The following is a 22,218-nucleotide window of genomic DNA, read 5'->3' on the forward strand; positions in this document are numbered from 1 at the left end:
GAAAGGAATATCATGGCTTTAACAGTCACAAAACACACCGATCAATTTAGCAGCTCTCCCCAACTCAATCCAGAAGATATGGCAGAGATTGCAAAACTTGGCTTTAAGTCTATTATCAATGCGCGTCCTGATAACGAAGGCGGCAATACGCAGCCTTCCAGTGAGATTATGCAAAAGGCAGCAGCGCAAGCTGGTTTAAGCTATGTACATATTCCTGTTGTGCCAAACAATATTCAAGCTGATGCTATTGAAGCCTGCGCGCGTTTTGTTTCTGATGCACCCAAGCCAATGCTAGGGTTTTGTAAATCAGGTATGCGCGCCGCTAGCCTTTACAGATTTGCTGAGCAGAAAAACAATCCAAATGCAGAGAGCCAACATTGGCTTACGCAAAAAGTCAGTGATTTTTTTGCAAACAAGTGTTTACTCACCAAACTATATCGAAAAATCGCCAATACCAACAAATAGATAATGGTATTTTCAATAGAAATAATGAGTGCAATATTAGGCTCATTGATTGGATTGATGCTAGCGCTCACTGGCGCTGGTGGTACAATGCTGGCTATTCCTTTATTGGTATTCTTTTTACCGATTTCTATTTTTCAAGCAGCGCCTATTGCATTAATAGCCGTTTTGATGGCCTCAGGTGTTGGCGCTATTCAGGGCTTAAGAAAAGGAACGGTTCGTTATAAAACTGCCCTATTGATTGCATCTATCGGCATTGCATTAGCACCTATTGGGGTTAAATTAGCAGCGCATGCTTCTGACCAGCTGTTAAGTCTTGTATTAGTGACTGCACTTTTTTTTATTGGTATGCAATCGTGGCGGCAAGCAAGGCAACATGAAACTGATCACACGCTTAGGCCAACACCTGTCTGTATGCTTAATCCAGTGACATCTCGATTATTTTGGACGGCATCTTGCACAAGAAGTCTTATCGGAACTGGGGCGATAACAGGTTTTATGTCAGGTCTATTGGGCGTTGGAGGCGGGTTTATCATTGTGCCAAGCTTGCACAAGGTGAGTAATTTCAGTCATCAAACGGTGATTGCTACCACACTCAGTATCGTTTCTATCATTGCTATTAGTAGTGTTGCAAGTCATCTTCATAGCAATAACATTATATGGTCTGCTGCGATACCATTTGCCCTTAGCACCACACTCACCATGTTAATCATTAGCGAAAAAGTGAGCCATCAAATACCCAAACATTTTGCACAGCGCAGCTTTGCAATATTGTGTCTTATAGCAGCAGCCAGCTTAGTATTTAAACGCTTAGTTTGAACAAAAATGGACTTCATTGATCACATTTAAAGCAGCATTAAATTACAAAATTTTATCTTATTACTGCATTTTACTGACATTTAGATGCTTTTAGCTCAATTTTAATGACAATTGTGAAAAAGTAATTATCACTAATCAGCCCTTAAAACATCACGAATCACGCCGGCAAACGGCTGTTTTAACTTGACCAAAATGCGTATTAAAGCGAAACTATCGCTTTAATAAAGAACAACTCAATTCACGTTATCGTTGCGTCAACCGTTCAAAAATGATTGCACCAACAACAACACGGAGAAATCTCAAAGCATGGCAACGAATCCACAAACACGCTTAAGTGAAACAGACCCGCAAGAAACGCAAGAGTGGTTGGATGCCTTATCATCCGTCATTCAAAACGAAGGTACAGAGCGCGCTCACTTTCTACTGGAAGCGATGATTGATCAAGCGCGCCGCTCAGGTAGCAACTTACCTTACAACGCAACTACTGCTTATGTGAATACCATCCCAACGCATTTACAGGCAAAACTGCCTGGCGATCCGGAAATGGAACGCCGCATTCGCGCACTGGTTCGCTGGAACGCAATTATGACGGTGCTTCGTGCCAACGAAAAATCACCTGGCGTTGGAGGACATATTGCTAGCTTTCAATCTGCAGCGACTTTATATGATGTAGGTTTTAATCACTTTTTCCGTGCCGCAAATGAAAATTTTGGCGGTGACTGTATTTATTTCCAAGGTCACTCCTCTCCCGGCGTATATGCACGTGCTTATTTAGAGGGTCGAATTTCTGAAGAACAGCTAGACAATTTCCGCCAAGAAACGGGTGGCAATGGTTTATCAAGCTATCCTCACCCATGGCTAATGCCAGATTTCTGGCAGTTTCCAACGGTATCAATGGGTATTGGTCCGTTGGCAGGTATTTACCAAGCACGCTTTTTAAAATATTTGCACGATCGCGGCATTGCTGACACCAGCGACCGTAAAGTGTGGGTGTTCTGTGGTGATGGTGAAATGGACGAACCTGAATCTCAAGGTGCGATCTCACTCGCTGCACGTGAAAATCTAGACAATCTTATTTTCGTTATTAACTGTAACTTACAGCGCCTTGACGGGCCTGTTCGTGGCAATGGCAAAATTATTCAAGAGCTTGAATCAAACTTCCGCGGCGCTGGCTGGAATGCACTGAAAGTTGTTTGGGGTTCCTATTGGGATCCATTATTGGCAATGGATAAGGATGGTTTGCTCAAAAAACGCATGGAAGAGTGTGTGGATGGTGAGTATCAAAACTTCAAACAAAAAGGTGGCGCCTATACGCGTGAACATTTCTTTGGCAAATACCCAGAGCTAAAAGAAATGGTTGCGGCCATGTCTGACAGCGATATTTGGCGTTTAAATCGCGGCGGTCATGACCCACACAAAGTGTATGCGGCCTATAATGCTGCAGTCAATCACAAAGGCCAGCCCACTGTTATTTTAGCTAAAACCGTTAAAGGTTATGGCATGGGCGATGCGGGCGAAGGTCAAAATACCACGCATCAACAAAAGAGCATGGATATTGAGTCGTTGAAGAAATTCCGCGATCGTTTTGACTTACCTCTCACCGATGAGCAAGTTGAAAAATTGTCGTATTACAAACCAGCGCCAGATAGCCCAGAGATACAATACATTGCTGAACGCAACGCTGCGATGGGCGGACACGTTCCTAAACGTCGTCAAAAAGGCAATGAATTAACGGTGCCGCAGTTATCAGCATTTGAGAATATGCTCGGCGATACTGGTGAGCGTGAAATCTCTACGACCATGGCGTTTGTAAGAATTCTATCAACCTTGGTACGCGATAAAGAAATTGGCAAATTTGTTGTGCCTATCGTGCCAGATGAAGCACGCACCTTTGGTATGGAGGGAATGTTCCGTCAACTGGGCATTTACTCTTCCATTGGTCAATTATATGAGCCACAAGACTCTGACCAAGTGATGTATTACAAGGAATTGAAAACGGGACAAATTCTTGAAGAAGGCATCAACGAAGCTGGTGCGTTTTCGAGCTGGCTGGCAGCGGCAACATCCTATAGCGTAAGCGGGACGCAGATGATTCCGTTTTATATTTACTACTCAATGTTTGGCTTCCAACGCATCGGCGACTTTGCATGGGCAGCAGGTGATAGCCGCGCACGAGGCTTCTTACTTGGCGCGACAGCGGGTCGCACCACATTGAATGGTGAAGGTTTGCAACATGAAGATGGTCATAGCCATTTGTTATCGGCAACCATTCCGAATTGCATCTCTTACGACCCTACCTTTTCGTATGAATTAGCCGTGATTATTCAAGAAGGTTTGCGTCGCATGGTACAAAACCAAGAAGATGTGTATTACTACATCACACTGATGAATGAAAACTACAGCCACCCTGCCATGCCAAAAGGCTGCGAGGCTGGTATTCTTAAAGGCATGTATAGCTTTAGCAAATCAAAAGCAAAAGGTGAAAAAGTACAATTAATGGGTAGCGGTGTGATTTTACGTGAAGTGATTGCCGCTGCAGATTTATTAGAAAAAGACTGGGGCGTTGCCGCAGACGTGTGGAGCGCGCCTAGCTTTACCGAATTACGTCGTGAAGGTTTAGATTGCGATCGTTGGAATATGTTAAACCCAGACAAAAAACAACGTGTTAGTTATGTTGCTGAATGTTTAAAAGAGGCAAAAGGCCCAGTGATTGCTTCTACGGATTACATGAAGAGCTTTGCTGAGCAAATTCAACGGTTTGTTCCTAATCGATTTGTTGCACTAGGCACGGATGGGTATGGCCGATCTGACAGTCGTGAAGCCTTGCGTGATTTTTTTGAAGTTGACCGCTACTATATCGTCATTGCAGCCTTAAAAGCGCTAAGTGATGAAGGAAAACTGCCTGCAGCGAAAGTGGCTGAAGCAGTGAAAAAATACAAGCTTAATCCAAATAAACCAAACCCAAGTACTGTTTAAGTGGTTGGTTCGGAGTAAATAAATGAGTGTAAAAGATATTTTAGTGCCAGATATTGGTGATTTTGAGTCGGTTGATATTATTGAAGTGCTAGTTTCACCCGGCGACACAATCGCCGCCGATGATTCTTTAGTCACCGTTGAATCTGATAAAGCTTCTATGGATATTCCATCACCTGAGGCCGGCGTAGTAAAAGAGGTTAAAGTTAAAGTAGGCGATAAAATTGCAGAAGGCCACTTAATCATTACGCTAGAGGTGAGTGATACGGCAGTTGAAACAAAAACAGTAGAGGTTGCTCCAGCTAAAGAAGAGGCACCAGCACCTGTTAAGGAAATACCAAAATCGGATATTCCAGAACCAACACGCCCTGCCCCAGAACCACCAAAACAAGTACAACCAGTTGCTAAACCAGCGCCTGTTGGCGCGCATGTTGATACCAACAGAGAAGTAAGCTCGCATGCTAGCCCATCTGTCCGTAAATTTGCACGCGAGTTAGGTGTAGATCTTAAATTAGTCAAAGGCTCTGGCCCTAAAAATAGAATTTTAAATAATGACGTACAAGAATATGTAAAAGGCGAGTTAGCAAAGCCGCGTTCGGACAGCATGGCATCTGGTGGCAGTGCATTAAGTACGTTAGCCATGCCAGTCATTGATTTTAGCAAGTTTGGTTCTATCACCACGCAACCATTGTCCCGCATCAAAAAACTATCTGGTGCTAACTTACATCGCAACTGGGTCACGGCACCACATGTGACGCAATTTGACGAAGCAGACATTACGGATTTAGAAGATTTCCGCAAATCCATGCAAGCGGATGCCGAAAAACGTGGCGTAAAACTCACCATGTTGGCGTTTTTAATCAAAGCATCAGTCAATGCACTCAAAGCCTATCCAAACTTTAACGCATCGCTCTCTCCAGATGGCGATAACCTAATCTTAAAAAGTTATTACAACATAGGTTTTGCCTGCGATACGCCAGATGGTTTAGTGGTGCCTGTTGTTAGAGACGTACAAAGTAAAGATGTGCTCGAAATTGCTGCCGATTTAATGGATTTATCAGCTAAAGCACGTGAACGAAAATTAAAAGTAGAAGAAATGCAAGGCGGCTGTTTTACCATTTCTAGCCTAGGCGGGATTGGTGGCACTATGTTTACTCCCATCATCAATTGCCCAGAAGTCGCCATTCTAGGTGTATCAAGATCTAGCATGCAGCCAGTCTATAACAAAGAAACAAAAGGATTTGAGCCACGCCTAATCTTGCCACTGTCTCTCTCATACGACCACCGCGTGATTGATGGAGCTGATGGCGCACGTTTCACCAGCCACTTAAGAATGATGTTAAGTGATGTTAGAAGGTTGTTGCTATAAACGAATAAAAAAGGCACTTTGGTGCCTTTTTTTAACGTATTCATCACTAAAGTAAATCGCTTTTAACCATGTAGCTGAGTAGCTTTTAAGCAATGTGTGTTTAACAACCAAGACTGATCTGAACGACAATAAATGCGACTAGTATCAACTAGTCGGCGCTCACGGTACCTTTTGCAAAAAATTATCGGCTAGGCGCGCCATCATCACAGTAACTTAATTAAACGTGAGAAAAATAATGTGCTCAACCAAACGCTAGTCTTTTTGCGCAATGACTTGACACGCAACTGCACTTGCATATGGCATAGATTGTAATACTAACAATGTAACCCATAGTTGGGCATCCAAGTTAGCAAAGCCTCTGGTTAGCAACATTGCATAACCAGCAAAAATCATAGCTAACAATATCAAAAATTCTTCACGTATCGGACTTAATAAATGCCATTTACTAGAAGTGCTTTTGCCTTTAGCCGTTACAACAAAAACGCCCGCTTTTTTTGCCAATCCCATCATCACACCTCGTGCAATGGCATGTGACAATCCCAAACTTGCCAGCGAAGCGCCCCAAATATCTATCCATTTACATTGCATGGTTTTCCGATATAGCACAGGACCTAAGGCAGCCTTAATTGCTAAAAAGCAAATAATCGGCACAATCATAATGGAGACTGGCAGGCTGAATGCTTTGGGGAAAAATAGCATTAATAATGTCCATCCAATAGAACCAATGGTGAATATTAATTGCAATGCATCACCCATCCAGCCAAACCAGCCAGTTAAGAAATGATAACGCTGGCTAAAGCTTAATGTGGATTTACCGAGTAACCTAGGTATATGTCGTTTTAAAATTTGCATTGCACCAAATGCCCATCGATAGCGCTGAGACTTTAGTGCGCTAAAACTAGCAGGCGTAAGACCTCGTCCAAAAGTATCATCAACATAACGTAACTCATAGTTTTGCTCTAATAAACGTAACCCTAACTCGGTATCTTCACAAATACACCACTCCGACCAACCGTCTAAATCTCTCAATGCTTGATGTCGTATCAACGTCATCGTGCCGTGCTGAATTAATGCATTTCGTTCATGTCGATGATGCATACCAATACGGAAAAAACCTTCAAACTCCCAATTACACATGCGCTTGAAAAAATTATGCTCCCACTCTCTATGCGCTTGTGGCGCCTGCACAACGGCCACTTTTGGTTCTGCGAAATGCGGAACCAAAGTGGCTAACCAATCACGCGCTACAACATAATCCGCATCTATTACCCCAATCGCTACTGCATCTATATGTGTTTTGCTCAAGGCAAAATTAAGTGCACCAGCCTTAAATCCTGGCCATTTAGGTAAGTGATAAAAATGGAAATTATTTGGCAAATCAGCCATGTATTTTTCTATTGGCTTCCACTTGGCTTCATCAGTCGTATTATTATCAACAACAATCACTTCATAATGTTGGTAATCCAAATTTTTTAAGCTATCTATGGTTGCAATCACCATTTCAGCTGGTTCGTTATAGCAGGCCAAATGAATGGATACAAAAAATTCACTATCTTCAGGCAAAGGTGTTTTGCGATGATAAATGCGTCGCCAATTTCGTTTAAACATCACTTCACTGAATTCAACGGCGTAAGTCATCAACACCAACGAGGTGAGCCCTATTGCCAGAATTAACCCCCCCAGAATAATAAAATCACGTAATGTATAGTAATAATCTCCTGGCAACTTCCAAGCAATGACCAGTGTCGTAATACATGCTTGTAGCAATATTGCCATTGAAATAACACCACCAATGCCCCAACTCCTAAATCTCCAGCCGATAAATAGGATCGGAAACAGAGCAATCAGCGTGGCCCAAATAGCCTTTTCTGCCCAACGACCGTCTTTAGCTACCGAACCTTGCAACGAGTATTTTTCAACCCGATTTGCATCAAACATGCCCCAATAGGCACCAGCCCAACCTTCAATATTCACCTTCCAAGGCTGGTCAATCGCTTCCATTAAATAATACTCATAATGTTCTGCTTCATTTTTTGCTAAAAACTCGCGTACAAACCGTGCTTGATTCACTTCATTAGCAATCGCAGCCCCAATCGCTGGTCCACTACTAGGCCAGCCGATTTCCGCAATCACAATTCTTTTGCGAGGATAAGCTTTCATCAGCTCTTGATAACGCTCAACGGCATAGGACGACGCTTGCTCTATCGGCACACCTTAATGATAAGGCAACAAATGCACAGCAATGTAGTCAACATGCTTAACTAATTCAGGATTCTTCAACCAAATATGCCATGGCTCAGCTGTTGATATTGGCCGATCAGTTGCTTCTCGCATATCATCTAAATAGACGATTAAATCCTCTATTGATAAATCATTTCTTAACAGCACCTCATTACCAACAATGGCCGCTTCTATATTGTCATAATGGTTAATTTTTTCTTTTAAGGCAGCAATTTCACGCTCATTAGCATCAGTATCTTGGCTAACCCAAGCACCACCAATAACTGAAATCCCCTCTTTATCAGCCAGCGCAACCACTTCGCTATTTTCAATCGATGTGTATAAGCGAATACGATTCGTTAGTTTTTTTAATAACTTAAGATCGTGTGCTAATTCAGCCGTATTCGGATAAGTACGATCTAATGGGCTTTGATTGGCTTGATACCCGCTATATGCAAAACCATGCAAAATGGGGGCAACATTAATTAACGGCAACGCTCTATTGGCAATCGCCCATGCACCAAAGTGCAAAATAGCAAAAACAATAGCAAATAAAAATGGGAAATAAAAACGTTTGATTAACTGCATAATAAAAGTTGAATTAAACCTGATTTTCGTTGTTTTTGTTTAATTGACTGGGCCAATTCACTACCGCGATGACCATCGCCAAGCCCAACCAAATCAGCGCTGTATTATTATTAAACTCTCTAATAGCACACAAAGCTGCAAAGATTACCGTTAGTGCTGACGGGATGCCTACACTCAACCAACGTTGATGGCTCACATATACGCCAGCAAAATAATTGATTGCAAGCACGAGTGTTGGCAAAGCAAATATAACTATGGGAAAGTCACGATAACGGCCGTCTACAAAAATAAGATAACCTGTCATGAGTGCTGCATACAGAAAAACTAACTTCAGCAATCGCATAACATTCAGGGCCCAAGGATTAGATTGAATAATCAACCATGGCTGTGTCAGCACAACCAATAACCCTAACAGTGCCAAACCACCCAATGAAAACCACTCTATCCAATCTCGGCAAGCCGCAATTAAGTATTCAACTTCTAGATAGCTAGTTAGTGCTGTCAGACTGCCAAGCGCTATTAACCCAAGCAAGACATTCACTCGTCGTTCGCGCAAAGTTAACGCAATCGATAAAAAGAACAGTGCGCCAACTAAACCAATATAAACAGGTACGCGCCCATCTTTTCGCTCAGTTACTGGTTCCGTTAAAGAAAACTTTGGTTCTAAATTTGCTGATATAACACCCCAATAGCCGCCCACGGTTCCCTCTAACACACGCTTCCAAGGCTGATCAATCGCTTCGATAATATTGTATTGCCATTGCTTCTCCTCAGCCTTTTGTAAAAACTCACGTACATAACGGGCCTGATTAACCAAGCTGGGTCTCGATTCATTACGTTGCCGCCCCACTGAGGGCCAGCCTGTTTCGCCGATTAATATCGGTTTGGTAAAGTGTATTTGCATATTTTGCATTACATTTTCAGCATGTTGCGTTGCGTCTTCGATTGCCACAGGGTTATTTTCCCAATAAGGCAAAATGTGAACCGTATGAAAATCAACATCCTTTGCAATATCTTTGTGTTTAACCCAAAATTCCCATACATCCGCATAAGTAATTGGCGTATTTGATAGCGATTTAGCCAATCTTAAGTAGCGCCGCATTGCGTTTTCATTTTGTTCACCACGCAAAAAAACTTCGTTACCAATAATCAATGCTTTTACTGTATCAGAATAGGCATTTGCTTTTGCGCTAGCTAATTTAATCTCTTTAATATTGTCGGCTTCGGTCCATCCAACCCAAGCACCAAGATACACTTTCATTCCCAATTTACTTGCGGCCTCAGGCACATAATCCATGCCTTGCCCAACTGAATAAGTTCTCACGCAATGACTAATACGAGCCAATAATGCTAAATCTTGATCAATCTGCGCGGGCGTTATCCACATACCTTCAATAAAAGGCGACTGACCTTTGCCGTAATAAGGCGCATAAGAAACGCATTGCAATTTATTGTCGACTAAATGTTGAGGCGAATGCATTTCTACTGTTTGATTTTCTTGATAAAACCAACAACCTAGCATAGTTAATAACAACATAAAAAATAGGCTGTAAGACCAAAGAAAGCTTGTTGTTTTTATTTGCATACTGCTCCAAAAATATTATTAATCGTCATTTAATCAATCTGATCAATTAACGAGGTCAACATGAACGTTGATGAGATAGACGTAAAATTATTGATTTCATCACTAAAAAAACGTAACGAATCACTTTAAAACAGGCTACTAGAGCGAACTTTTAACGTTACAATTTTTTACTACTTATAGCATAAATTACACGATACAATCACTTTTTAAGTTAGAAATAAATCATGTTTAAACAGGTCGTCTGCTCTGGTTTCCTTCTGTTGACTTTAACTTCCCTGGCGCATGCAATGCCGCCCTTTATCGGCAATGACTATAGTGGAAAATACCTATGCAAAGGCAATAACTTAAACGTTGGCAACTATGAAGTATTTGTTACCCTAAAATTAAACACAACAACAAGTCATGACTTGTACGGCATTTATAAATTTAGCGCAGAGTTTAATAACCAAGCAGCCTACACTGGCCACATTTTAGCTAAAGGGAACAAATTTTCTATTGCATTCAAACTGTTAAATGCAAGTGACACCGACTCAAGCACAGGAGTAGGTGATTTTAGAAAGCTAGATAAAAACCGATGGTCTTTCAAACACACTTATTACGAACCTGATGGAAATGGTGGCAATTTTGGGAATGATCAATGTATTATGCAACACCCAGACAATGCGCCGAAAAAAACCTCAACAAAACCACAATAACAACAATTTAAGTTGAGTATCTTCAGACTCAATTCATCTGAAAAGCACCAGTATCAACGTTTATATGGCATGCAATAGACCACTTTAATGCTAAAATTCAGCTAATCAGATTGTTTTTATAAGTTGGGATATGCATGAGTCAGTTAGTTGAAGTACGTGTGCCAGATATTGGTGATTTTGATTCGGTCGACATTATTGAAGTCTTAGTGAATGTTGGCGATCACATTGCATTAGAAGATTCGCTGATCACGGTTGAATCTGACAAAGCATCGATGGACATTCCATCAGCACATAGCGGTATAGTCAAAGAAATTAAGGTTAAAGTGGGTGATAAAGTCGCTAAAGGCACTTTAATTTTAATGCTAGAAGCGGCGGCAAACGATGCTGAGCCAACTAGCATCCAATCATCAGTAGATGAACCCGCAAAAGAACAAACTGCAACACCCGTTGCAACGCCGTCACCTGTAACGCCAACTGGCAACAACGATATCGACACGCAACTCGTGGTGCTAGGTTCTGGGCCAGGCGGTTACACTGCAGCTTTTCGTGCAGCAGATTTAGGCTTAAAAGTTGTCTTAATCGAACGCTATCCATCTTTGGGTGGCGTTTGTCTTAATGTTGGATGCATTCCATCAAAAGCGCTACTCCATACTGCTAAGGTAATTACTGACGCAGAAGAAACTGAAGCGCACGGCTTAAGTTTTGGCAAACCCAATATTGATTTAGATAAATTGCGTCACTGGAAATCAAACGATGTGGTTGGCAAACTGACTGGTGGCTTAGCGCAAATGGCTAAAGGTCGTGGCGTTACTGTGGTGCATGGTGTTGGTCAATTTACAGGCGCCAACCAAATCGCTGTAACGGATGCAGAAGGTAAAGTAACAACCATAGGCTTTGAAAATGCCATTATTGCAGCAGGCTCTCAAGCAACCAAATTCCCAGGCGCTCCGGATGATGACCGTATCATGGACTCCACAGGTGCGCTAGCACTAGCCGATATTCCAAAGCGTATGTTGGTGATTGGTGGCGGCATTATTGGTCTAGAAATGGGTACGGTTTATGATGCGCTTGGCACTAAAGTCAGTGTAGTTGAGTTTATGGATGGCTTAATCACGGGATGCGATCGCGACCTTGTGCGTCCATTGCACAAACGGATGGAAAAACGATTCGAAAGCATCATGCTATCGACTAAAGTCGCCAAAATTGAAGCCAAAAAAGAAGGTATTCATGTGAGTTTTGAAGGTGAACATGCTCCAGAGGACGTACAAGTATATGATCGCGTTTTAGTTTCGATTGGCCGCCGTCCAAACGGTAAAAGTATTGGTGCAGAAAACGCAGGTGTTGCCGTTGATGAACGTGGTTTTATTGCTGTAGATAAGCAAATGCGTACCAATGTCCCGCACATTTTTGCAATTGGCGATATTGTTGGGCAACCTATGCTAGCGCACAAAGCAACACACGAAGCGAAAGTAGCCGCTGAAGTGATTGCAGGCCATAAAGTGGCATTTGTTGCTAGCGTCATTCCTAATGTGGCTTATACCGACCCTGAAATTGGATGGGTTGGCATGACTGAAACAGAAGCAAAAGAAAAAGGCATTGCGATTGATAAAGCCTCTTTCCCTTGGGCGGCCAGTGGTCGTGCAATTTCGATTGCACGCACAGAAGGTGCGACTAAGTTAATTTTCGATAAAGAAACGCATCGTTTAATTGGTGCAGGTATTGTTGGCACCAATGCAGGCGAACTGCTAGCTGAAACCGTGTTAGCCATTGAAATGGGGGCAGATGCACACGACCTAGGCTTAACAATTCATGCACACCCAACGCTTTCAGAAACCATTTGCTTTGCAGCAGAATTAAAAGAAGGCACCATTACCGATATGATGCCACCGAAAAGGCGATAAATCGTCCGACTCACTTATTAAAAAAGCCAGCATCAAGCTGGCTTTTTTAATGCATCGCATCGTTACTGACAAGCAACTGAGTTAACGTCTGTGCCCACAAACTCTGGGCGGATTTTATATAACGCCAGTGCAATTTCTGCACTCACGGCGCGCACGAGCAAACTACTAGTCGCACTGCCTTGGTTACGTACTGATTTCACCACATATCGCACACCCTTGGCTTGTAAATTTTTTAATAAATTATTAGCCAATGTTTCGTCGCTAAACAGTCCAAAAGAAATGGCGTTACGCCATTGGGAATCTTGCACAATAAACAGTTCATCAACACCCAATTTTTTTATCTCTTCTGCTTTTTCTTTGGCTTTTTCAGCTGTTGCTAATGGTGGATAGTAAATCCAAAAACGTTTGTCTTGCTTTGGCGTTTCTTCTATCAATTCAGCAGTCAACCCCAATCGACTCAACACATCCTGCGCTTCACTTAAATTGGTCGTTGTAAAACGGCCCCATTTATAACAATTGGTCAGTGGTGTCGCCACAAATGTCTTTTTGTCTAAGCTAGCCAAATCGGTGTCTATCAGCAGTTTTAGTTTTTCTGGATTTAATTCTTGATAAGTCGCTTGTTTTTTAGGGGTCATTTTATCCATGTTAAAGTAGCCAAACAGCGCAATATTCAATAACACTAACCAAATCAATAATCTCATATACCGTCTTTCTCTAATAAAGCCAAACCATTCAGCACCAAGTTACCCTCCACCCCAACTCTTTTTTGATATGGTGCTAACGCATGTGCAATTTTAACCGCATCGCCACCAGTAATAATCAATTTAGGTAAAAAAGCACAGTGCTTTTCTAATTGCTTTGAGGCTAATAAAATTGCACCTATTACGGCATGCATACAGCCGGATTGCATTGCATCAACCGTATTGTCTGGAAATGTTGTTATTGTGCCAGCAGAAGCATCGGCCAGTTTCGCCGTGTGATTAACCAAAGCATCGTGTATTAAATGTAATCCAGGCATAATACTGCCGCCAAGATACAAGCCTTTTTTGTTGTTACCTGACTTTAATAGCGTTGTCATTAATGAAGTATTGATGGAAATACTATCAATTGTAATGGCTGTGCCCGCACACACTACAATTGTTGGCTGCTTGTATTGATGCCAGGCCGCAATAGCAGCTGCCCAACGATCTATCCCTAACGTATCAGGTTGTTGATAACGATTAATCACGTCACAAGCTTCTTCAGTTGCCTTAGCAAAACAAGGGGTAACATGCGCAGGCATTAATGCGATTAGTTGCTGTGCAATTGCTTCGCCAGCCACATTGGCAATCACCACTTTTTCAGCTTGCACGAGTCGATTTTTTAATGCCGATTTTGCAATCGTAATATTGGGCGTCATATCAAACGCAGAGAGGCTACCATCCTCAGCAACCTCGGCCCACTTCGTCCGGGTATTTCCAATATCAATCACCATCAACATTTTTTATTGTTCCTTGTGTTTTGTGATACTGCTTTTACTATGGTTCCTCAGGGGTGCTTCTTAACGAAATTTCGCCAGCTGAGAATCGCTGTAAACCAAATGCTGTCTCAACCAATAAAATACCATCTTCGGCAACGCCCGTCACTTTTCCCTGCACGTTCCGTCCATCTGGCAATATCATCCGTACCGTTTGTTGATGATAGACATGGTAACGTAACCATTCGTCGCGCAATCCAACAAAACCATATTGCTCAAAATAGCGTAATACAGCCGCCAGATGTTTTAATACGATACCTAATAAATAACTTTGGTCAATCGCAGCGACATTAACACGTTTAATATCAATGGCAGGTTGATCAATTCGCTCTAGCACTTGCTTAGGCAAATCAACATTAATGCCAATACCAATCACCGCTGCACTTGGCCCATCCATATCGCCTTGTAAATCAATCAATATACCCGCCAGCTTTTTATTTTCTACCAATACATCATTTGGCCATTTCAGTTGAGCCGCATCAATATCAAGCGCATGCAACGCGCGAATTAATGCTACACCAACAGCCAAGCTTAAGCCAGAAAGCGCAGCCGCACCACAATCAAAGCGCCACAACAATGAAAAGGTTAAACTAGCCCCAAGATGCGAAACCCAAGTTCTACCGCGCCTTCCGCGCCCTCCTGTTTGAATATGTGCGGCCACACAAGTCACATGTGGCGCACCATTTGCCGCCGCTTTCATCAAATAAGTATTGGTAGAAACCACCGCATCTAGCACTTCTAAATGAAACCATTCGCGCTCTATGCCTATCGCTTGCAACACTTTGTCTTTATTGAGCAAAGCAATCGCATACGGCAATTTATAGCCTTTTCCGCGCACGCTAAATACTGCAATGCCGATACTTTGCGCATGTTGCACAGCATTCCAAATCGTGGCGCGCGTCACACCAAATTGTTTGGCTAACGCTTCGCCCGAGTGAAATCGACCGTCGGCCAGTTGATGTAAGATAGGAAAAGTCAGTGTATTCATCGTCAATGCAAAGTTTAGCATAGGCTAACGCCAGCCATGCTCAGCTAGTGTAAAATACACTTAATTCAATCGGAAAAGCAACATGGCAAAAGAAAACACACCACTTCCTCCAGGCTCCAACTTTATTCGCGGCATTATCGAGCGCGATTTAGCAGCCAATAAATACGTAGCTAAACAATGGGCTGGCAGTCCTGGCGATGCCGCGCATCAAAGCACTGGTCAGGTTGATACTGCCAAAATCCGCACCCGTTTTCCACCTGAGCCAAACGGCTATTTGCATATTGGTCATGCCAAAAGTATCTTTTTAAACTTTGGCTTGGCGCAAGATTACAACGGCATTTGCCATTTGCGTTTTGATGACACCAACCCAGAAAAAGAAAGCCAAGAATATGTCGATAGCATCACAGAAATGGTCAAATGGCTAGGTTTTGACTGGGAGAATAATGGCGCCAATAATAACGAGTCCAATCTTTATTTTGCCTCAAATTATTTTGACGAGATGTACCGTGCGGCTGAGTTACTCATTCAACATGATTATGCGTATATTGATTCACAAACCGCCGATGAAATGCGCGAAAATCGCGGTACATTAACCGAGCCTGGTAAAGACTCACCCTTCCGCACGCGTACAGTAGAAGAAAACTTAACCTTATTCCGCGAAATGCGCGATGGCAAACACCCTGATGGTAGCCATGTGTTACGCGCCAAAATCAATATGGCATCGCCTAACTTTAATCTGCGCGACCCTGCCATTTACCGCATCCGCCGCGCACATCATCACAATACGGGCGACAAATGGTGTATTTATCCCATGTACACGTTTGCGCACCCGATTGAAGATGCATTAGAAACCATTACCCATTCAATTTGCACGCTAGAGTTTGAAGACCAACGCCCTTTCTACGATTGGCTAATGAAAAAGCTGGTTGAAACCGGCATGTTGGCGCAACCTGTGCCTAAACAATATGAATTTGCGCGACTGAATTTAACTTACGTTGTGCTATCCAAACGCAAACTCATTCAATTGGTCGAAGAAAAACACGTCAATGGTTGGGATGACCCACGCTTACCAACACTCGCAGGCGCACGCCGTCGTGGTTACACCCCAGCTGGGTTTAAATTATTTACCGATAGAATCGGCGTTTCTAAAGCCGATTCATGGATTGAATATGTGATTTTTGAAGACTGCATGCGCGAAGTGCTCAACCTCGATGCAGAACGTCGTATTGCCGTGTTAGACCCGATTAAACTGGTGATTGATAACTATCCAGAAGGCGAAAGCGAAGACTGCTTTACGCCAAACCATCCACTGAAAGAAGAGCTAGGCAAACGCACCGTGCAACTATCTAAAGAACTGTGGATAGAACGCGAAGACTTTATGGAAGAACCCGTCAAAGGCTATTTCCGATTATTTCCAGGCAATATGGTGCGCCTGCGTTATGGCTATGTAGTCGAATGCACCAGCTGCGAAAAAGATGCAGATGGCAATGTCACCGTTGTGCATTGCAATTATCTACCCGACACCAAATCAGGCACCGATGGCGCCAATAGCGTCAAAGTCAAAGGCAATATCCACTGGGTTAGCGCCAACCATGCTTACGCGGCAGAAATCAGACTATATGACCGATTATTTAAAGAAGCTCACCCAGGTGACGGCGATAAAGACTTCTTGGATGATATTAATCCAGACTCCGTGCAAACCATTACCGCGCAATTAGAAGCCAGTTTACAAGAGGCTAAACCAGAGGACATTTTCCAGTTTGAAAGGCATGGTTACTTTGTGGCGGATAGGAAAGATAGTGTTGCGGGCAAGCCTGTGTTTAATCGGACGGTGACTTTGCGGGATGCTTGGCAGAAGTAATCGAAAGTGACATGATAGATGAACTATCATTAATAGGTTGATAGATGAAAACATCTGAGGTTATTCAAAAACTAGCCAACTGACCGACTGATGAGCGAGCATTGGTTGCCGACAGCCTGTTGCAAACGCTTAACTCCGCGCAAGCTGATGTTGAACAGTTTGCACAACAACGTTTATTTGTAATTAGCTGTGGGAAAATGTAAACCATCACCGCAGAAGATGTTTTGAAGAAAATTGATGAACACTCAGATGCATGAAGCTTTGTTTCCACCCAGAAGCTGCATTAGCGTTATAGAAAGCGGTTTTATATGACGAAGATTACCAACGAGGTTTGGATAAACAACTTAACCAGGAAGTCAAATCTGCGTCCCAATGAATCACTATATATCTGCAAGTATGGGCAACTGTAAAAACCAACAATCATCGCATTTTAGTTCGCCGCTTTCCATACGACTTACTTTATTCGATTGGTAAAGATGATATTTATATTATTGCAGTCATGCATTTAAATCTTGTATCAGACAATTGAAAAAATCAAACATGATTACCGATTAAAATACAGGGCATTACGCAAAACACATAGATGCTATTCCGCGTACGACTACAGTCTAATTTTTCATCCTTCAGATGCTACAAATGAATAGCGTTTAAATTTACACTAAGGAGCCATGATGAGAATCGCCAACAACACCGCCGAACTAGTCGGCAATACCCCTCTCGTTAAACTTAACCGCGTTGCGGCTGGCATTGATGCGACGATTGCTTGCAAGTTGGAGTATTTTAATGCTGCAAGCAGCGTGAAGGATCGTATTGCGGTGGCGATGATTGATGCGTTAGAAGCGGCTGGCAAGATTAAAAACGATACGATTGTAATTGAAGCAACCAGTGGTAACACGGGGATTGGGTTGGCGATGGTGTGTGCGGCGCGTGGCATCAAGTGTGCGGTTGTGATGCCAGACACCATGAGCCGTGAGCGTCGTTTATTGTTAAAAGCTTATGGGGCAGATTTAATCTTAACGCCAGGCGCTGAAGGCATGAATGGCGCGATTAATAAAATGGCAGCATTGGCGGCATCCGATGCCCGTTATGTGATGGCGAAGCAATTTGAAAACCTAGCCAATGTTGAGATACACCGCAAAACCACGGCACAGGAAATCTGGCGCGATACCGATGGGCGCGTGGATATATTGGTAGCGGGCGTTGGCACTGGTGGCACGATTACTGGCGTGGGTGAAGCATTAAAAGACCACAACCCTGATATTCAAATCATTGCCGTTGAGCCAGACGCGAGCCCTGTGTTGTCGGGTGGCGAAAAAGGTCCGCATGCTATTCAAGGCATTGGTGCTGGATTTGTTCCGCCGATTTTAAATACCAAGATTTATGATGAAGTGGTGCGCGTTAAAAATGAAGATGCCATGACCATTGCACGCCTTATGGCGAGTGAAGATGGTTTGCTGGTTGGCATTTCATCTGGCGCGGCGGTGTGGGCGGCAATGGAAGTAGCCAAACGCCCACAGAATAAAGGCAAGCTACTTGTGGTGATTATTCCATCATTTGGTGAGCGTTATTTATCAACGCCTTTATATAGCGAGCTTGAAGTAGATTAATCTTTGATGGTTTTCAAAGCAAGCTCTTATTCTGGCTTTGCCGTCATTCCGACGAAGGTCGGAATCCAGTGACTTTGAACTAAGCTATCAATCAACGACACTGGTTACCGACCTTCGTCGGTAAGACAGGATAGGAAAGCGACAATCTAACCGAAAAAATTAAACAATACTGGCGTATAAGTCGTTCCAATATGGGTTGGTTTTTTCAATCAGCGTTATCTTCCACTGACGTTTCCATTCTTTCAGTTGCTTTTCACGATTGATTGCAGCCTCCATATTGTCATGTATTTCATACCAGACTAAATGATGGACTTTGTATTTTTTGGTAAAGCCTTCGACAAAATCGGATTGATGCTCCCATACGCGTTTTACTAAGTCTGAGGTAACGCCAATGTAGAGCGTGCCGTTACGTTCGCTTGCTAGGATGTAGACGCAGGGTTGCATTATTAACGTTACTCGACAATCATCTGATTAAAGACCAACTCATTATATCGTCATACCGACGAAGGTCGGTATCCAGTGACTTAACATCCTGAAAGTCGCTGGATTCCGTGTCAAGCACGGAATGACGAGGTTGAGTTTACTTCATCAACTGCGCATATTTTGCGCGTATCTTGGCCGCTTTAGGCGCGGCAACTGCCATGCAATAAGGATTGCTTGGGTTTTTGGCGAAGTAATATTGGTGATAATCTTCTGCTGGGTAAAACGTGCTGGCGGCAGTGACTTCTGTGACGATGGGGACGCTATAGACGTGGTTGTCTTCAAATGTTTTTATCATGGCATTGGCGGCTTGGCGTTGGGACTCATCTAAGTAAAAAATCACTGAACGATATTGTGTGCCGACATCGTTGCCTTGCCGGTTAAGCGTGGTTGGGTCGTGCGCGACTAAGAACACTTCTAGCAAGGCTTCATAACTGACCAAACTTGCATCAAATGTCATTCTGATGCCTTCCGCATGACCTGTGTCGCCGTTACAAATGGTTTTATAGGTTGGGTTTTCGGTATGTCCGCCAATGTAGCCAGACTCGACTTTAATCACACCTTTTAGTTGGCTAAATACAGGCTCTGTACACCAAAAACAGCCCCCTGCGAAAATTGCAATTTGTTCGTTACTCATGTTGGGTTTACCTTTAAAAAAAGCGTATTCGCTAGTCTATATCATCAGTTAATCATGACAATCAATTGGCTGAATGATTCAAAAAAACCATACACAAGCCATGTCATTAAATGCTCTATATGTTGATTTCAATTCCTACTTTGCCTCTGTAGTTGAACAGCAGTTGCAACCCGAATTGCGTGGCAAACCCATTGGTGTATTACCTATGATGGCGGAAACAATATGTTGTATTGCTGCCAGCTATGCAGCAAAAGCGTTTGGTATTAAAGCAGGAACCGGCGCACACGAAGCGCTCAAAGATGCACCAATGCGCATTGCCTTTAATCATATTCCTAATTTGGTGGTAGAAAATGATGATTAGCGCAATGATCGATATCCTTTTCTACCTGCTTTAGCTGATTTTACGGTGCCATCACACCAATAATAAGATAGAGGGTATAGCCAATATAAATAGCCATTAATAGACTACCGCCTAAGCGGGTGATGGTTTTTTCACCAGATTCTTTGCGCGTATAGCCAAGTGCAAACAACAAAATGGTTAGTCCCAGCATCACGGTCCAGTCGCGTGTTAATACCTCCGTGGGTATCTGCATAGGATGAATAGCGCTCGCTAAACCAACAACTGCTAACGTGTTAAATAAGTTGGAGCCAATAATATTGCCAACGGCCAAATCGTGTTCACCTTTACGCGCAGCAGCAATGGATGACGCCAATTCAGGGAGTGAGGTACCAACGGCAACAACCGTTAAGCCAATGATTAAATCGCTAACGCCAAACGCGTGTGCGATATTCACTGCACCCCATACCAACATGCGCGAGCTAACCACTAACAACACCAAACCCACAACGAGCATCGTCCAAGCTTTATTGGTTTTAATATGCTTAAGCTCAACTTCTAGCTCAACTTCTAGCTCGTCTTTATGCGATGATTCTTGTCGGCTTTGCACCACCATCCAAATAAAAACCAGCAATAAAACCGCCAGTTCTATTAAACCTTCCAAGCGAGTAATTTGACTATCTTGCAAATGAAAAAAAGCAAGCAAAGTAACCGCCAATAGAATGGGTAATTCTCTTTTAAGGAGTTGAGAGCGCATTAACACCGGGCTTATTAAAGCGGTAACACCTAAAATGAGTGCAATATTGGTAATATTAGATCCATACGCATTACCCAACGCCAGTCCGGGATTACCCTGCATCGCCGCCAAAACAGATACTGTCATCTCTGGTGCAGATGTACCAAAGCCGATAATCACCATGCCCACCAGCAAGGCTGACATGCCAAGATTAAGCGCAACAGCAGCTGCTCCATCTACAAACAGATCGGCACTCCACACCAACACGGCCAAGCCAATCACAATCATCGCTATGGATAACAACATCATTAGGCGTCTTTCTTTAATATGAATAAAATTATTAGGTTGTTATTACAAGCTGCCCAATACATAACCCATCACTAGACCAATTATTAATGCAATCGTGATGCCTCGGTAGGTTAGCACATCTTTGGAGTAACCACGCTTGATGGCAATATAAGCCACCAAATAGCCAACCGCATTGAGTAGCCAAATAAATGACATGGTCAGCACTTTCACCAGCAGTGGTCCAATAATTGGCACCATGGCAATCATGCTGAGCAACCAACTGACTACACCCGTATAGAGCCCCGCTAATACTACGCCACTGGTAGCTAGTTTCACATCCACATTGAATTGATAAGCAAAAAAGGAACCCATGGTGAGCAAAATAAAAATTGGTAACATTATTTTCCATCGTCCGTGTGACGGCAGATGGATAGACTGTTCATCAAATACGCGTTTATTGAGTGATTTTTTTAATAACCAAACATGCTCAACTGCATCAAACTGCCCTTTTAAACCACCTACCAACACTTCACTTGCCAACAAGTTAATCTCATAGCGAGCTTGATAATGCTGATTGATTTCTTGATTGCTAATGGCAAAGGGCGGTCCTGGTTGCAGACTTTGATCGTACTCAAAGGTAATCAACAACTGTGATGCACCATGGGTAATATCGATAATATGCTGCGTATAACGTTGTCGCATTGGCAGTGGCAAAGCAACTAAAGCAGCTCGATCATAAACCGCATCAACCTCACCTAATAATGCTTTGCTTAACTGAAAAATATCGCCGACAAAAATATCAATATTTTCTGCACGATATTGAATAAGAGATTGTTGTTGGCTAATTGTCGGCTTTAATGCTAATTCATCAAATAATTGTTTAACCGCTATCTCGCTTAATTCGACGCCAACAACACGATACCCATGCGCCATTAACCAAGCAATATCCAACGTTTTTCCACATAAAGGCACAAATACACGGCTATCTTTTGCTAATGAAAATAATTCAAAATGATTAACCAATAGTGGATTGGCTACATTTTTGTGGAATCCAATCACATTATCTTTCCACTTTTGATGCCAGAAATCTGGTTCCATGCCTTACCTTTAAGCGATTCTATTGAAACCTATTCTACATAAAATAAAAGCCGCAAAT

At 42.8% G+C, this 22,218-nt stretch carries 16 protein-coding genes and 3 pseudogenes; 9 read left to right on the forward strand and 10 right to left on the reverse strand.

Translation table 11 applies throughout. The annotated features are described in order from the left end of the window. Positions 1 to 12: 12 nt before the first annotated feature. The 4 genes from KFB94_01595 (at position 13) to aceF (ending at position 5,623) form a co-directional block, all read left to right on the forward strand. The gene (locus tag KFB94_01595; GenBank protein ID QVL45843.1) at positions 13 to 465 is read left to right on the forward strand and encodes a TIGR01244 family phosphatase; all 453 of its coding nucleotides are present in this window, start codon (positions 13 to 15) and stop codon (positions 463 to 465) included. Positions 466 to 489: 24 nt separating this feature from the next. Next, positions 490 to 1,281 carry a sulfite exporter TauE/SafE family protein gene (locus KFB94_01600; protein QVL45844.1) on the forward strand — a complete coding sequence of 264 codons (792 nt, stop codon included), beginning with the start codon at positions 490 to 492 and terminating at the stop codon, positions 1,279 to 1,281. Positions 1,282 to 1,587: 306 nt separating this feature from the next. Further along, positions 1,588 to 4,257 carry a pyruvate dehydrogenase (acetyl-transferring), homodimeric type gene (aceE, locus tag KFB94_01605; protein ID QVL45845.1) on the forward strand — a complete coding sequence of 890 codons (2,670 nt, stop codon included), beginning with the start codon at positions 1,588 to 1,590 and terminating at the stop codon, positions 4,255 to 4,257. A 22-nt stretch (positions 4,258 to 4,279) separates the two neighbouring features. Then, positions 4,280 to 5,623 (forward strand): dihydrolipoyllysine-residue acetyltransferase, encoded by a 1,344-nt coding sequence (gene aceF / locus KFB94_01610; protein QVL45846.1) that lies wholly within the window; start codon positions 4,280 to 4,282, stop codon positions 5,621 to 5,623. Between the two features lie 252 nt (positions 5,624 to 5,875). On the opposite strand, the pseudogene KFB94_01615 reads toward aceF, so the two are convergent. Together KFB94_01615 and KFB94_01620 are read right to left on the reverse strand one after the other, a co-directional pair. Further along, positions 5,876 to 8,431: pseudogene (locus tag KFB94_01615) on the reverse strand (glycosyltransferase). Between the two features lie 13 nt (positions 8,432 to 8,444). Then, positions 8,445 to 10,016, reverse strand: a complete 1,572-nt coding sequence (locus tag KFB94_01620) for a beta (1-6) glucan synthase (GenBank protein QVL45847.1) — start codon at positions 10,014 to 10,016, stop codon at positions 8,445 to 8,447. A gap of 224 nt (positions 10,017 to 10,240) precedes the next feature. Between KFB94_01620 and KFB94_01625 the strand changes: the two genes are divergently transcribed. Together KFB94_01625 and lpdA are read left to right on the forward strand one after the other, a co-directional pair. Further along, positions 10,241 to 10,711: a hypothetical protein gene (locus KFB94_01625; GenBank protein QVL45848.1), complete on the forward strand. Its 471-nt coding sequence runs from the start codon at positions 10,241 to 10,243 to the stop codon at positions 10,709 to 10,711. Between the two features lie 134 nt (positions 10,712 to 10,845). Continuing rightward, positions 10,846 to 12,612, forward strand: a complete 1,767-nt coding sequence (gene lpdA, locus KFB94_01630) for a dihydrolipoyl dehydrogenase (GenBank protein QVL45849.1) — start codon at positions 10,846 to 10,848, stop codon at positions 12,610 to 12,612. Between the two features lie 62 nt (positions 12,613 to 12,674). Here the strand turns inward: lpdA and KFB94_01635 are convergent, their stop codons facing one another. The 3 genes from KFB94_01635 to KFB94_01645 are packed head-to-tail and all read right to left on the reverse strand — an operon-like array spanning position 12,675 to position 15,116. Further along, the gene (locus KFB94_01635) at positions 12,675 to 13,313 is read right to left on the reverse strand and encodes a sporulation protein (GenBank protein ID QVL45850.1); all 639 of its coding nucleotides are present in this window, start codon (positions 13,311 to 13,313) and stop codon (positions 12,675 to 12,677) included. Beyond that, positions 13,310 to 14,092, reverse strand: coding sequence for a type III pantothenate kinase (locus KFB94_01640; protein QVL45851.1), 783 nt, complete (start codon positions 14,090 to 14,092; stop codon positions 13,310 to 13,312). The genes KFB94_01635 and KFB94_01640 overlap by 4 nt, the downstream gene beginning before the upstream one ends. Before the next feature lie 37 nt (positions 14,093 to 14,129). Then, positions 14,130 to 15,116: a biotin--[acetyl-CoA-carboxylase] ligase gene (locus tag KFB94_01645; protein QVL46521.1), complete on the reverse strand. Its 987-nt coding sequence runs from the start codon at positions 15,114 to 15,116 to the stop codon at positions 14,130 to 14,132. Positions 15,117 to 15,198: 82 nt separating this feature from the next. Here KFB94_01645 and KFB94_01650 point away from each other — a divergent pair, with 82 nt between their 5' ends. Further along, positions 15,199 to 16,977, forward strand: coding sequence for a glutamine--tRNA ligase/YqeY domain fusion protein (locus KFB94_01650; GenBank protein ID QVL45852.1), 1,779 nt, complete (start codon positions 15,199 to 15,201; stop codon positions 16,975 to 16,977). A gap of 671 nt (positions 16,978 to 17,648) precedes the next feature. Continuing rightward, positions 17,649 to 18,584, forward strand: a complete 936-nt coding sequence (gene cysK / locus KFB94_01655) for a cysteine synthase A (GenBank protein QVL46522.1) — start codon at positions 17,649 to 17,651, stop codon at positions 18,582 to 18,584. Positions 18,585 to 18,743: 159 nt separating this feature from the next. On the opposite strand, the gene KFB94_01660 is transcribed toward cysK, so the two are convergent. Both KFB94_01660 and msrA read right to left on the reverse strand, forming a co-directional pair. Continuing rightward, the gene (locus tag KFB94_01660; protein QVL45853.1) at positions 18,744 to 19,028 is read right to left on the reverse strand and encodes a GIY-YIG nuclease family protein; all 285 of its coding nucleotides are present in this window, start codon (positions 19,026 to 19,028) and stop codon (positions 18,744 to 18,746) included. Positions 19,029 to 19,164: 136 nt separating this feature from the next. Further along, on the reverse strand, positions 19,165 to 19,701 hold the full coding sequence (gene msrA / locus KFB94_01665) for a peptide-methionine (S)-S-oxide reductase MsrA (GenBank protein ID QVL45854.1): 537 nt from the start codon (positions 19,699 to 19,701) through the stop codon (positions 19,165 to 19,167). A 100-nt stretch (positions 19,702 to 19,801) separates the two neighbouring features. On the opposite strand from msrA, the pseudogene KFB94_01670 reads away from it, so the two are divergent. Next, positions 19,802 to 19,978, forward strand: a pseudogene (locus KFB94_01670) (DNA polymerase). 124 nt (positions 19,979 to 20,102) lie between these two features. Here KFB94_01670 and KFB94_01675 read toward each other — a convergent pair. The 3 genes and pseudogenes from KFB94_01675 to tmpT form a co-directional block, all read right to left on the reverse strand. Beyond that, positions 20,103 to 21,083 (reverse strand): calcium/sodium antiporter, encoded by a 981-nt coding sequence (locus KFB94_01675; GenBank protein QVL45855.1) that lies wholly within the window; start codon positions 21,081 to 21,083, stop codon positions 20,103 to 20,105. A gap of 42 nt (positions 21,084 to 21,125) precedes the next feature. Beyond that, positions 21,126 to 21,494 (reverse strand): hypothetical protein, encoded by a 369-nt coding sequence (locus KFB94_01680; GenBank protein QVL46523.1) that lies wholly within the window; start codon positions 21,492 to 21,494, stop codon positions 21,126 to 21,128. A 36-nt stretch (positions 21,495 to 21,530) separates the two neighbouring features. Next, a pseudogene (tmpT, locus tag KFB94_01685) lies at positions 21,531 to 22,160 on the reverse strand (thiopurine S-methyltransferase). Positions 22,161 to 22,218: the final 58 nt, after the last annotated feature.

This window comes from Methylophilaceae bacterium (assembly GCA_018398995.1).
In the GTDB taxonomy this organism is placed as follows: domain Bacteria; phylum Pseudomonadota; class Gammaproteobacteria; order Burkholderiales; family Methylophilaceae.